At 69.3% G+C, this 12,079-nt stretch carries 12 protein-coding genes; 8 read left to right on the plus strand and 4 right to left on the minus strand.

Going from position 1 to position 12,079, the window contains the following annotated elements:
* Nucleotides 1–63 precede the first annotated feature (63 nt).
* The 3 genes from PKF00_RS08870 to PKF00_RS08880 all read left to right on the plus strand — a co-directional run bounded on the left by PKF00_RS08870 (nt 64) and on the right by PKF00_RS08880 (nt 3,085).
* On the plus strand, nt 64–363 hold the full coding sequence (locus tag PKF00_RS08870) for an ArsR/SmtB family transcription factor (RefSeq protein ID WP_271217040.1): 300 nt from the start codon (nt 64–66) through the stop codon (nt 361–363).
* Nucleotides 360–581 carry a hypothetical protein gene (locus tag PKF00_RS08875; RefSeq protein ID WP_271216896.1) on the plus strand — a complete coding sequence of 74 codons (222 nt, stop codon included), beginning with the start codon at nt 360–362 and terminating at the stop codon, nt 579–581. The genes PKF00_RS08870 and PKF00_RS08875 overlap by 4 nt, the downstream gene beginning before the upstream one ends.
* A 248-nt stretch (nt 582–829) precedes the next feature.
* The gene (locus tag PKF00_RS08880) at nt 830–3,085 is read left to right on the plus strand and encodes an MMPL family transporter (RefSeq protein ID WP_271216897.1); all 2,256 of its coding nucleotides are present in this window, start codon (nt 830–832) and stop codon (nt 3,083–3,085) included.
* 51 nt (nt 3,086–3,136) lie between these two features.
* Here PKF00_RS08880 and PKF00_RS08885 read toward each other — a convergent pair whose 3' ends face one another.
* Nucleotides 3,137–4,021, minus strand: a complete 885-nt coding sequence (locus PKF00_RS08885; protein WP_271216898.1) for a sigma-70 family RNA polymerase sigma factor — start codon at nt 4,019–4,021, stop codon at nt 3,137–3,139.
* Nucleotides 4,022–4,097: 76 nt separating this feature from the next.
* Between PKF00_RS08885 and PKF00_RS08890 the strand changes: the two genes are divergently transcribed.
* The 5 genes from PKF00_RS08890 to PKF00_RS08910 all read left to right on the plus strand — a co-directional run bounded on the left by PKF00_RS08890 (nt 4,098) and on the right by PKF00_RS08910 (nt 10,636).
* Nucleotides 4,098–4,808, plus strand: a complete 711-nt coding sequence (locus PKF00_RS08890; RefSeq protein ID WP_271216899.1) for an FMN-dependent NADH-azoreductase — start codon at nt 4,098–4,100, stop codon at nt 4,806–4,808.
* 263 nt (nt 4,809–5,071) lie between these two features.
* Nucleotides 5,072–5,566 (plus strand): hypothetical protein, encoded by a 495-nt coding sequence (locus PKF00_RS08895; RefSeq protein ID WP_271216900.1) that lies wholly within the window; start codon nt 5,072–5,074, stop codon nt 5,564–5,566.
* A 308-nt stretch (nt 5,567–5,874) separates the two neighbouring features.
* Nucleotides 5,875–7,053 (plus strand): sigma-70 family RNA polymerase sigma factor, encoded by a 1,179-nt coding sequence (locus tag PKF00_RS08900; protein ID WP_271216901.1) that lies wholly within the window; start codon nt 5,875–5,877, stop codon nt 7,051–7,053.
* Nucleotides 7,050–8,432: a hypothetical protein gene (locus tag PKF00_RS08905; protein WP_271216902.1), complete on the plus strand. Its 1,383-nt coding sequence runs from the start codon at nt 7,050–7,052 to the stop codon at nt 8,430–8,432. Before PKF00_RS08900 ends, PKF00_RS08905 begins: the two co-directional genes overlap by 4 nt.
* 398 nt (nt 8,433–8,830) lie before the next feature.
* A complete protein-coding gene (locus PKF00_RS08910) occupies nt 8,831–10,636 on the plus strand; it encodes a tetratricopeptide repeat protein (RefSeq protein ID WP_271216903.1) in 1,806 nt (601 codons plus the stop codon).
* A gap of 31 nt (nt 10,637–10,667) precedes the next feature.
* Here the strand turns inward: PKF00_RS08910 and PKF00_RS08915 are convergent, their stop codons facing one another.
* The 3 genes from PKF00_RS08915 to PKF00_RS08925 are packed head-to-tail and all read right to left on the minus strand — an operon-like array spanning nt 10,668 to nt 11,950.
* Entirely contained in the window at nt 10,668–10,880 is a 213-nt protein-coding gene (locus tag PKF00_RS08915) for a DUF397 domain-containing protein (RefSeq protein WP_271216904.1), read from the minus strand.
* A 33-nt stretch (nt 10,881–10,913) separates the two neighbouring features.
* A complete protein-coding gene (locus PKF00_RS08920) occupies nt 10,914–11,126 on the minus strand; it encodes a DUF397 domain-containing protein (RefSeq protein ID WP_271216905.1) in 213 nt (70 codons plus the stop codon).
* On the minus strand, nt 11,114–11,950 hold the full coding sequence (locus PKF00_RS08925; protein WP_271216906.1) for a helix-turn-helix domain-containing protein: 837 nt from the start codon (nt 11,948–11,950) through the stop codon (nt 11,114–11,116). The genes PKF00_RS08920 and PKF00_RS08925 overlap by 13 nt, the downstream gene beginning before the upstream one ends.
* Between the last annotated feature and the right edge of the window lie 129 nt (nt 11,951–12,079).

The raw sequence follows: 12,079 nt of genomic DNA on the forward strand, positions 1-12,079 counted from the left end.
GTAAGTCGTGGCGATGGGAGTTGAACGCTGACCAGTGAGGAGCTGCTGGGCGCACTCGCGGCCATCGGCCATCCGCAACGGCTCAGGATCGTCGCCGAGCTCTCGGCGGGTCGGCTGCACGTCAGCGAGCTGGCCCGGCGGCTGGGCATTTCACGACCGCTGCTCTACATGCATCTCCAGCGGCTGGAGCAGGCCGGAATGATCACCGGAGAGCTGGAGCTGTCCCCCGAGGGAAAGGCGATGAAGTTCTACGAGGTGGTGCCGTTCAGGATCCACGTCACCGTGGACACGGTCCTCGACGCTCTTCGCGCGGACGAGGCGGCCGGACAGGAAGGACCCGACAACGTGCAGGAGAGCCAATGACGAAGGAAGTACTTCTCCCCCTGGGGGTCATACTGATCTGCACCGTGGGCGTCACGGTGGCCTTCGTGCTCAGCGCCAGGCTGCACCGGGCGGCCATGGCGGAGTACCGGGAGGCCGTCGACCGGATGGCCAAGCGGCAAGACCAGGTGGGCGCCCAGCTCGCCGAGCTGACCGGCCGGGTCGCGGAGGTCGAGCGCATCCTGCGCAGCGTCGGCTGACCGACAGCACCCAGCCGCCACATCGCCGTTTCATCCGATCCCGGCGACAGGAGCGGGGGTGGCGAGTGCCAGCTCACCACCCCCGTGATGGAAGTCGCGCGACCACGCCGTTTCCGGCGTGCCTTCATACGCACGTACCTCCCATGGAAAGGAGAGCAGTTCATGCTGCTCCCATGCAAATTCGACCGCCCGCGCGCCGCGACGGCGCCCGGCGGGCGGCCTCTGGCCGACACCGGTGAGGTGCGCCCGTGAGCGCGACGGCGGGACGCCGGTCCCCGTCCCCGGTCGTGCGCGTGGCCGCCTGGAGCGCGGCCCACCCGGGGCGGGCGATCACCGGCTGGCTGCTGTTCGTGGCGCTGTGCCTGAGCGCCGGGATCGCGGCCGGCACGAACGACGCCGGCACCGAGGACTACTGGATCGGCGAGGCAGGGCGGGCCGAGGAGATCGCCTCCGGCGTAGGTCTGCAACGTCGGCCCGAGGAGCATGTCCTGATCAGGGCCGAGAGGGGGCCGCTGGACCTCACCGCCGCCCGCGCCGCCGCACGGGACGTCACTACGCGCATGAGAGGGCTTGCCGAGGTCGAGAACGTCAGTCCTCCGGCCCGTTCGGCCGACGGCACGATGCTCATGATCGTCGTGACGATGAAGGGCCCAGAACTGGACGCCCGGCGGCATGTCGACCCGCTGCTCGCGCAGACCGCCGCGGCCAGGCGCGACCACCCGGGCCTGGTCGTGGAGCAGACCGGCAGCGCCTCCATCAGCAAGGGCGTCAACCAGCAGCGCGGCGACGACCTCGCGCTCTCGGAGGCGATCTCGTTCCCGGTCACGCTGGTCACCCTGCTCGTGGTGTTCGGCTCCGTGCTGATGGCCGCGGTGCCGCTGTTGCTGGCGCTGTCGTCGATCGCCGCCGCCATGGGGCTGTCGATGCTGGCCTCGCACCTGCTGCCGGACGCCGGGGTCGGCAACAACGTCATCCTGCTGATCGGCATGGCGGTCGGCGTGGACTACACGCTCTTCTACCTCAAGCGTGAGCGCGAGGAGCGGGCCCACGCGGGCGGACGGCTCAGCGCGCAGGCCGTGGTGGAACTGGCCGCCGCCACCTCGGGGCGGGCGGTCGTGGTCTCGGGGCTGGCCGTGCTCGCCTCCACCGCCACGCTGTACCTTGCCGCCGACGTCGTGTTCTCCTCCCTGGCCACGGGCACCGTGCTCGTCGTGCTGGTCGCGATGGCCAGTTCGGTGACCGTGCTGCCGGCGCTGCTCGTCAGGATCGGGCGGCGTGCCGAACGCCGCGCCGCCCGTGCGGCCCGGCGGGGCGCGCCGACGCGCCGCCAGCGGGAGCGTGGGACGGGCGGCGGCCGGTTGTGGCGGACGTTGCTGCGGCCCGCCGACCGGCATCCCGTGCTCACCCTGGCCGTCTCCGTCCTGGCGATGATCGCCTTGGCCCTGCCCGCGCTGGGCATGGAACTGCGCGTGCTCAACCGGGACAGCCACTCCCGCGAGATCCCGGCACTGCAGATCCACGACCGGATGACCGCCGCGTTCCCCGAGTTGCGGACCCGGCACCAGATCGTCGTACGCGACGAGCGGAGCCGTACGGAAGAGGTCGGTCAGGCGTTGCGGGAGCTCGGCCGGCGCGCCCAGGCCGACCCGCTGTTCGCCAAAGACGGCAGGGCGGTCTCGACCGGCGTGCGCACCTCGGAGGACGGCCGGGTCAGCGTGCTGGAGCTGGCCGTGCCGTACAGGCTGAGCTCGGCGGAGGCGGAGCGCTCACTGTCGCGCGTCCGCGACGACTACCTGCCCGCCACGGTGGGCGCGATCGCGGGCGTGGAGTCGGCCGTCACCGGAGACGCGGCACGCAACGTGGACGACCTCGATCACGTGAACGCGAAGCTGCCGCTGGTGGCCGGGCTCCTGCTGCTGGTCACCCTGGTCATGACGATGATCGTGTTCCGCTCGGTGACGTTGGGGCTGCTCGGGGTGCTGCTCAACTCGCTGTCGGCGGCGGCCTCGTTCGGGCTGGTGGTGGTGTTCTTCCAGCACGGCCTGGCGACGTCGCTGTTCGGATTCGACCCCGGCGCCACCAGCGCGATCGGGTCTCGGGTGCCGCTGTTCCTCCTGGTGATCCTGTTCGGACTGTCGATGGACTACCAGGTGTTCGTGGTCAGCCGCGTCCGTGAGAAGGCGGCCGCCGGGGCGCCGACCCGGCAGGCGGTGCTCGACGGCATCACCGGCTCGGCGGGCGTGGTGACCGGCGCCGCGGTCGTCATGGTGACCGTGTTCGCCGGATTCGTGTTCCTGCATCTGGCTGAGATGAAGCAGATCGGGTTCAGCCTCGCGGTGGCCGTGCTGCTGGACGCCTTCGTCATCCGCACCACGATCCTGCCCGCCGCCATGATCCTGCTCGGACGGTGGAACTGGTGGCCCGCAGGCCTGGCCCGGCGTACCCGGGACGCGCCGCCGCAGCCCGCGGCCTCGGGCGGGTACGCGCGGGCGAGCGTGGAGTAGCGACCTGGCACCGGAGGGAGTGGCCGAACCCCGTGCGGCATCGCCGGGAGGTCAGTCGCCGAGGATGGCGATGTCCAGCCGCCGGAGGCGGGCGGGATCGGCGATCACGTCGTATCCGGCGATCCGGTCCCCCTCGACCGTGACGCCGAGGGCGAGGAGCAGCCGTCCGCGCGGGGCCACGACCACTCCCACCGTCCCATTCACCAGCGCCGTCTCCGCGAACCGTGCCCTGCGCCCGAAGACGGCGATCCCCTCCGCCACGGCCCGCGCGCCGCGGACCTCCGTCGCCGCGCCCGGCGGCAGGGCGGCGGGATCGGCCCGGCGCACGACGTCAGGGACCAACACCGCGAGAATCGCGTCGAGGTCACCGCCGCGCGAGGCTGCGAGGAAGGCGTCGACGACGTGCCGCCGCCGGGCGAGTTCGGCGGTGGGAATCGCGGACCCGCCCCGCACCCTGTGGCGCGCTCGGCTGGCGAGCTTCTTCGTGGTGACCGATGAGCGGCCCACGATGGGAGCGATCTGGTCGAACGGCACGGCGAACATGTCATGAAGCACGAACGCGACCCGCTCGGCGGGGACCAACGTGTCCAGCACCACGAGCAGCGCGCGGCCGACGGAGTCGGCCAGCAACGCCTCCCGCTCGGGATCGCCCCCGTTGTCGGCGTCCCCGACCAGGTCGGGCACCTGCTGCCCGACGGGTTCCTCCGGTCGCGCCCTGCGGGAGCGCAGCATGTCGAGACACACCCGGGAGACGACCGTCCTCAGCCATCCGCCCAGGTTCTCGACACCGTCGGCGTCGACACGGCTGAGCCGTAGCCAGGCCTCCTGGACGGCGTCCTCCGCCTCGCCGAGCGAGCCGAGCATCCGGTAGGCGACCCTCAGCAGATGGTCGCGATGCGCCTCGAACCGCTCAGCCAGCCCGTCGTTCTTCCTCATCGGTCACCTTTCCCCGTCACACCCCGTCAATCACATGACGAACACGACACGGCCGACGTGACACGGAGAAGATCAAATGATGTCCCTGCTGCACCTGGACTCCAGTGCCGACCATTTCGACGATTCGGTCAGCAGGCGGCTGACCGCGTTGTTCGCCGACACCTGGCGGAGGCTGCACGGCACGGCCGGATACCGGTACCGAGACTTGGCCGCCGAGCCGGTGCCGCCGGTGACCTCGGCCTACGCCACCCTCGGCCGGCGGGTGGAGAGACACGGTGTCGTCCCTGCGGCCGGAGTGACCGCGCTGGCCGAGGACCCGGCCGAGAGACGGGAGTGGGCGCTGACCCTGCCGCTGGTCACGGAGGTGCTGGCCGTGGACACCGTGCTGCTCGGCGTCCCGATGTACAACTTCTCGGTACCCGCCACGTTGAAGGCGTGGATCGACCGGGTGTCCTTCCCCGGGGCGTTCACCGACCCGGACGGCGGGGGCAGCCTGCTGGGCCGTACCCGGGTGGTGGTGGTCACCGCGCGGGGCGGCGCGTACGGCCCGGGCACCCCCCGGGAGGCGTTCGACTTCCAGACCCCCTACCTGCGGGCCTACTTCGGCAACCTCGGGGTGACCGAGGAGAACCTGAGCTTCGTCCACGCCGAGCTGACCCGGGCCGGAGACGTGCCGGAACTGGGCCGCTTCCGGACACTGGCTGCCGACTCGCTGACGGCGGCCCGCACCGCGGTGATCGTGCTGGCCTCCCGCCTGGCGAACGCCGACACGGCGACCATGACGTAGGAACCGGGCCCACGGAGGCGTCAGTCCTTGATCGCCGTGGTGAGGGCGGACCAGGCGCGGCCAGAGTGTCGGCCCGCCGTACGGCGTCAACGGAACCGAGGAACGACGAAGGGGCCGGGTGATCAGCGGATGAACACCGAGCGCCCAGTGAGAGGACGGACGCGTCACTCCGATGGCTTTCGAGTGGGACATCACCTCCACCGGGTTTGATCGTTATCCCGTTCGTGATCACCAATCGATCGTCATCGAACGCGAGGTGGACCATGAAGCTGAGAATGGGACTGGCAGGCCGAGGTGCGGCCCTGGCGGCGGCGATGCTCGTCGGCGGAGTGCTGACGGCGGGCGGCGCCGCCCTGGCCACCGCCATGAATCAGGAGGCCATCCACGGCTGTGTCACCACCGCGACCGGCGCGCTGCGGGTCGTCGCGGAGGGAACGGCGTGCGAGGAGGGTGAGACCGCCCTGGACTGGAACCGCCAGGGTCCGCCAGGACAGTTCGCGGTCTTCCCCATCAAGGGGGAGGGCGGCGCGGTCGCACCCGGCGCCACCCGCTTCTTCAAGGCCGACTGCGGCGGGGGGAACTACGCCCTCTCCGGCGGCTACCTGGGCACCGCGACGACCGCGCCGGTGAGCGTGATCGTCAACACGATGGACAGCAAGAACCCCAGCACCTGGAAGGTCGGCGTCGTCAACCACAGCCAGACCGAGACCTACAAAATGGTGACCTACGCGTCCTGCGTGCCCGTCGCCGCGCAGTAGGGACACGCCTTCCCCGTGGGAGAACGGCTTCCAGGCTCTGGAGGCCGTTCTCCCACGGGCGGTTTCCTGGGCCGGGCGGCGGCCGAAGACCCGGGACACCCGGCGCCACCGTCACGGGTGACACCCGAACAGCAATCAGCGACGTCGACAAACAGCTCTATTTTCGGACACTTCCATCTCGACTTTCCTGTTTGCGCCACAAAACACAACGGCATTTCGACATGACTTTTTACGGCGATTTATTGCTATTTGATATCGCCGCGCTCGGCCATTGGCATCCGCGCCGAAGATGAGGCCATGACGAGTCCGTGGAGACCGTCGCGCAGGGGCCCGCTGTTCGAGGCCTCGGTCGCGTTGCCCACAGCACCGCCCACAGCGCCGCCCACTTCGCCTTCGCCGTCCGTTTCGCCGTCCATGCGGCCGCCGTCCATGGCGGTGCGATCGGCGGTGTGCTCCCCGACCGTCGGCGGCACGACGGTCGATCGATCATGAGCGCGTCGAAGTCAACCGTCGACCTCCGCAAGCAGAAGCTGGCCGAACACGAGCGGACGCTGGGACCCGACCACCCCGACACCCGGGCCGCCCGTGACGACCTGGCCCGCGCCCAGCGGGCCATGGAACAGCGGGAACAGGCCATCCCTCTGCTCGAACGGATACTGACCCACCGGCGACGGACACTGGGCCCCGACCACCCCGACACCCGGGTCGCCCACGACACCCTCACTCGCGCCTACCTGGCGACCGGCCGAACGAAGCAGGTCATTCCCCTGCTCGAAGAGACACTGACCGACCGGCGACGGACACTGGGCCCCGACCACCCCGAGATCCTGGCCGCCCACGACGACCTCGCCCGCGCCTGCTGGACCGTGGAACGGGAAGAACGCGCCGTCCCCTCGCACAGGCGAGTGCTGACCGGCCTCACGCGGATGCTGGGCGTCGAACACCCGGCCGCGCGGGCGAGGCGGAAGGAGCTCAGACACGCCCGCCTTTTCAGGCAGTCGACGAGTTCGTCCGTGTCCGAGGCGATCCTCGCCCATCAACCGGACCTGATCCGTTTGGCACTTGCCCTGGTAGGAGCGCGGCGGACGGCCGAAGACGTCGTCCAGGACGCCTTCGTCGCGCTCCACCGCCGGTGGGACCGGTTGACGGACTACGACCAGGTGCTGCCCTGCCTCCGAACGGCCGTGCTGAGGAGGTGCCGTGCGGTCCGTCGCCGGCAGGCGGTCACCCGCAGGTTCACCGGTGACCAGGAGGCGCCGTTCTGGTCACCGTGGGCCGCTTCCCCGCTGGACGAGACGCACCGTGAGGTGTTCCTCGCCGTGTACGCCCTGCCCCGCCGCCGGCGTGAGGCCGTGGTGCTGCGCTACTACCTGGACCTGCCGGAGTCGGACATCGCCGAGGTGATGAGGATCAGCCGCGCGACGGTGGCGACGACCCTGTCCCGAGCCCTCAAGACGCTCGCCGCGAAGCTGGAGGGAAACCGATGACCCGGGAGATCGAAGACCGGCTCCGCGACGCCTTCGCCTCCGGCGTCGATCAACACATCCGCGCCGAGCCCCTGCCTCCCGCCAGGAGAACCCTGCGCGCCATCGAGGAAACCCCGCCTCCCGCCGGGAGAGCCCTGCACGCCGTCAGGAAGATCCTGCGTGCCGTGGGGGAACCCCTGCCTCCTGCCGGGAGAATCCTGCGCGCCGTCGGAAATGCCCCGCGTGCCGCAGGGGAGAGCATCCTCTCCATCCCGAGGGCCGCGCACGATTGGTACGAGGAGCAGCACGAGTTCATCCAGATGGCCCTGTTTTTTGTGGTCTTTTCATCCTTTATAGGGGCCTCGATACTATCGATGAAGTTGTTCGTCAACCCCTGGATGAATTCCCTGTTCGGGATCCATTCCGGCCCGGGCTTCGTACTGGTCGGCGACAACCACGGGGTGACGCTCCGCAACGCACAAAAAGGGGAGATCGTCGACCGGGTCGAGTTGCCCCCTGTCTCGCAGGGCTCCGCCCGCGGCACAGTCGACCACCTGCTCGCCGGGAACGGCGACGGCAGAGTGTTCTACGTCGCCCAAAGGGTGACGTTCGGCCAGAGGGAGGCGAGCGTCACCTCGTTCCACCTGGTCGAACTTTACGGCGAGAGGAACAGGACACACACCACCTCCGGCGAGATCCCCACGGTGACCGGCGCGGCCGTGAGCTCCCTCGCCCTCAGCGGTGACGGCTCCCATCTGGCCTACAGCCTCAACGGCTCCCCACCGGCCTACGGATTCGACGGCGAGGCGTGCGACAGGAACGAGACACAGGGGTTCTGCCCCGTGGCGCGGCTCGTCGTCGTCGATCTGTCCACGAAGAGCACACGCTCCTGGGCGGTGGACGGAGCGGAGAGAATCGACAACCTGTCGTGGACGGCCGATCACCGCACCCTCGGTTTCACGGTGAAGTCCGAAGTCCGCGTGCTGGACACGACCGCCGAGGGCGACACACCGGTGGTCGGCCGTACCGTGGCGCGGAAGGAGGGCGTCATAGCCGCGACGATCAGCCCCGACGGCAGGCGCATGCTGGTCGGCCGGACCCGCGAGTCCGGCGGCGACAACCCGCACGCCCTCATCATCGACGAGTACTCCGTCGCGGACGGGGTGAGAACCCGCACGCTGATCACCAGTATGAAGATCTACGGTGAGCCCGTTCCGCACTGGAGCCTTCTCCGCGTCGACTCCACCGGAGATCACCTGCTGTTCATGAGCAACCGTTACCCGTTGAGCAGGCTGGACAACGACCTGCGCGAGAACGAGGTCACTCCCCTGCTCAGCCCGAACGCGTCGGATCCCGGCTTCCTGAACTTCGTGTCACCCCCGATGTCCGCGACCTGGTGACGCGGCCCGGACGGCGAGGGTTCACCGTTGTGAACCCTCACCGGCGTCGGCGAACGCTTCACGACGCCGCCGTCAGGCGACGTCGACGGACCATCTCACGGCGACCTCCGACCAACGAGCGATGACGCCGATGAGCAACCACATTTCCCTCCTGTCGCACCCTTCATATTTATGCCACAAAGCGCTACAGCATTACGCCATGTCCTTTTATAGTGATTTATTGCTATTTGGCATCACCACTCCCGCCAGCCGGTATTCGCATCGAAGATAAATCTCATGACGAGTCCGCGAAAATCGTCGCGCGGAGGCCGGCTTTCCACGGCCTCGGCCGTGTCGCCAGGGGCGGTACGGCCGGCAATGCGCTTCTGGACTGATCGCGACACGATGGCCAGGCGACCGTGAGCACGCCGGAATCGGCCATCGCCCTGCTCAAACTGAAGCTGGCCGACAACGTGCGGCGACTGGGGCCCGAGCATCCCCAAACCCTCAAGAGCCGCAGCGACCTCGGCCTCGCCTACCTGGACGCCGGACGGGTGGAGCAGGCCGTCCCCCTGCTCGAGCGGGTACTGGCCGATCGACGGCGAACACTGGGCGCCGACCACCCCGACACCCTGAACAGCCGCCAAAACCTCGCCCTCACCTACCGGGCGACCGGACGGGTGGAGCAGGCCGTCCCCCTGTTCGAGCAGATGCTGGCCGACAGCAAGCGGACGCGGGGAGACGATCACCCCACCACCACGGCCTACCGCCACAACCTCGCTGCCGCCTACCAGGCGGCGGGACGGGTGGAGCAGGCCATCCCCCTGTACGAGAAAGTACTGGCCGACAGCAAGCGGGTGCGGGGGGACGCTCACCCCGAGACCCTGTTCAGCCGCGACAGCCTCGCTGCCGCCTACCGGGCGGTGGGGCGGGCGGAGGAGGCCATCCCTCTGCTCGAGAAAGTACTGGCCGACAGCGAGCAGGCACTGGGTGACGATCACCACGACACTCTGGTCAGCCGCAACAACCTCGCCGCCGCCTACCAGGCGGTGGGACGGGTGGAGCAGGCCATCCCCCTGTACGAGAGAGCACTGGCCGACAGCGAGCGGGTGCTGGGCGCCGACCACCCCAACACCCTGACCGGGCGCAACGCCCTCGCCCGCGCCTATCATGCGGCGGGGCAGAGGGAACAGGCCATCCCCCTGCGCGAGAGAGCACTGGCCGACTCCGAACGGGCGCTGGGCGCCGATCACCCTGACACCCTGACCGGGCGCAACAACCTCGCCCGCGCCCACCTGGACGCCGGGCGGGCGGAGCAGGCCGTCCCCCTGTACGAGCGGGTAGTGGCCGATCGACAGCGGACACTGGGCGCCGACCACCCCGACACCCTGCTCAGCCGCAACGCCCTCGCCCTCGCCTACCAGGCGGCGGGGCAGGTGGAACGGGCCCTTCCCCTGTTCGAACAGTTGGTGGCCGACAATGAGCGGGTACAGGGAGACAGTCACCCCAACACCCTGAAGAGCCGCCACAACCTCGCGACCGCCTATACGGAGACCGGGCGGGTGGAGCAGGCCATCCCCGTGCTCGAACAGGTACTGGCCGACAACGAGCGGACGCGGGGAGACAGTCACCCCAACACCCTGAACAGCCGCCACAACCTCGCGACCGCTTACATGGAGGCCAGGCGGGTGGAGCAGGCCATCCCCCTGCTCGAACGGATACTGGCCGATCGGCAACGAACACTGGGCGCCGACCACCCGGACACCCTGATCAGCCGCAACGACCTCGCCCTCGGCTACCAGGCGAGCGGACGGCTGGAGCAGGCCGTCCCCCTCCTCGAACAGATACTGGCCGACAACGAGCGGATACAGGGAGACGATCACCCCAACACCCTGACCTACCGCCACAACCTCGCGACCGCTTACCTGACGGTCGAGCGGGCGGAGCAGGCCATCCCCCTGTTCGAGCGGTTGCTGGCCGACAACGAGCGGGTCCAGAGAGTCGATCCCCCCGACACCTTGGTCAGCCGCTCCAACCTCGCCTACGCGTACTGGATGGCGGGACGAGCGGAGGAGGCCGTCGCCTTGTACGAGCAGGTGCTGCCAGATCTCGAGCAAGCACTGGGCAGCGACCATCCGGTCACGCGAAAAGCGCAGGAGAACCTCAGAGACGCCCAGGCCGCTGGACGTCGGAAGAGTTCGTGGTGGCGTCGGCTGATCGACTGACGTCCGCGCCTTTCGCCTCCTCCTGCCGAGGTCAGCCGAGCCGTTCGGCCTTGATGGCCGCGCTGAAAGCGGCCCAGGCCTCGGCGGTGAGGACGAGCGCCGGGCCGGTGCGGTCCTTCGTGTCCCGGACGGCACGGCAGCCGCCGGAAAGGGCTGCGACCTCCACACAGTCGCCCCCGTCGTGACCGGACAGGCTGGACTTGCGCCACCGAGCGGCGGCCAGCTCCCGGCTCAGGTCGTCCATCTGCGCATCCTCTCCTTGGTCGAGCCCGCCCCCTCAGGCCAGGTGACCGGTCTTGATGACGGCGGTGAGCGCGGACCAGGCGTCGGCGCTGAGGACGAGCGCCGGGCCGGTGCGGTCCTTCGTGTCCCGAACGGCACGACGCCCACCGGAAAGCGCGGCGACCTCGACGCAATCACTTCCGTCGCCGCCGGACAGGCTGGACTTACGCCACCGAGCGGCGAGAAGCTCGCGGGTCAGGTCGTCCATCTGCGCATCGTCTCCTTGATGAGGCCGAGTGACTCGCGCCGGGACAGGGCGTCGGCCCTGATCACGCCGTGTCTGCATATTAAGCTTTTTACCTCTTTTGTCCTATCGCTCACTCGGTCTTCGGTGCTCTGGGAATCGATGTAGGCCACGGGCGGAGCCTCATGCGGCATCTCCGCGACGACGAAGCTGCCGAGCAGCCCGACGGTGCCGTAAGCGGCATAGGGAAGCATCTGCAGTGAGATGTGCGGCCTTTCGGCGAGCTCCAGCAATTGCCGCATCTGTTCCTTCATCACCTCCGGGCCGCCCACGGGGCGGTGCAGAACGCTTTCGTCCAGCACCACCCACATCATCGGCGGCCTGGCCCGGTCGAGGAGGCGCTGCCGTTCCAACCGGGCCGCCAGTCGCTCCTCCGCCTGCTCCGGGGTGGTGCCGGGCTCGTTGGCGATCAGCGCCCGCGCGTAGCCCTCGACCTGGAACAGGCCGGGGACCATCGCCAGTTGCCAGACGTGCAGCGACTCCGCCTCGGACTCGAAGTCGAGCCAGGGGCGGAACCAGCGGGGCATCTGGTCGGCCTCCCGGGTCAGGCGGTCGAGCAGGTCGGTCAGCTCCCTGCCCCGGCCCAGGACGGCGTCCACCGTGCGGGCCAGCTCCAGGGTGGGGGATCGGCGGCCGCTCTCGACCATGCTGACCTGGCTGCCCGACAGGTGGATGAGACCGCCGAGCTCCCGCTGACTCAGCCCGGCCAGCAGCCGGATCTTCCGAAGTTCCGCCCCGAATCGAATGCGTGGGGACGCATACGGGTCCGGTTCCGGTGAAGCAGTCATCTCCGGGCTCCTCCCGCCGTTTCCGATCGCGTTCAGGAGATTACTGCGGAGAGTCATCGGAAACGGCGGAATTTCACACGCTGTGAACACGTTGCGAAGCCGTCGGCGCTCTTCTGCGGAGAAACCACC

It is taken from the genome of Streptosporangium carneum, from assembly GCF_027922005.1.
Classification (GTDB): Bacteria; Actinomycetota; Actinomycetes; order Streptosporangiales; family Streptosporangiaceae; genus Streptosporangium; species Streptosporangium carneum.

Bases quoted from the DNA above. Each gene is read 5' to 3' on its own strand.
- PKF00_RS08905 (WP_271216902.1), top strand. From the start codon at position 7,050: ATGACCCGGGAGATCGAAGACCGGCTCCGCGACGCCTTCGCCTCCGGC.
- PKF00_RS08890 (WP_271216899.1), top strand. From the start codon at position 4,098: ATGATGTCCCTGCTGCACCTGGACTCCAGTGCCGACCATTTCGACGAT.
- PKF00_RS08885 (WP_271216898.1), bottom strand. From the start codon at position 4,021: ATGAGGAAGAACGACGGGCTGGCTGAGCGGTTCGAGGCGCATCGCGAC.
- PKF00_RS08925 (WP_271216906.1), bottom strand. From the start codon at position 11,950: ATGACTGCTTCACCGGAACCGGACCCGTATGCGTCCCCACGCATTCGA.
- PKF00_RS08915 (WP_271216904.1), bottom strand. From the start codon at position 10,880: ATGGACGACCTGAGCCGGGAGCTGGCCGCCGCTCGGTGGCGCAAGTCC.
- PKF00_RS08875 (WP_271216896.1), top strand. From the start codon at position 360: ATGACGAAGGAAGTACTTCTCCCCCTGGGGGTCATACTGATCTGCACC.
- PKF00_RS08920 (WP_271216905.1), bottom strand. From the start codon at position 11,126: ATGGACGACCTGACCCGCGAGCTTCTCGCCGCTCGGTGGCGTAAGTCC.
- PKF00_RS08895 (WP_271216900.1), top strand. From the start codon at position 5,072: ATGAAGCTGAGAATGGGACTGGCAGGCCGAGGTGCGGCCCTGGCGGCG.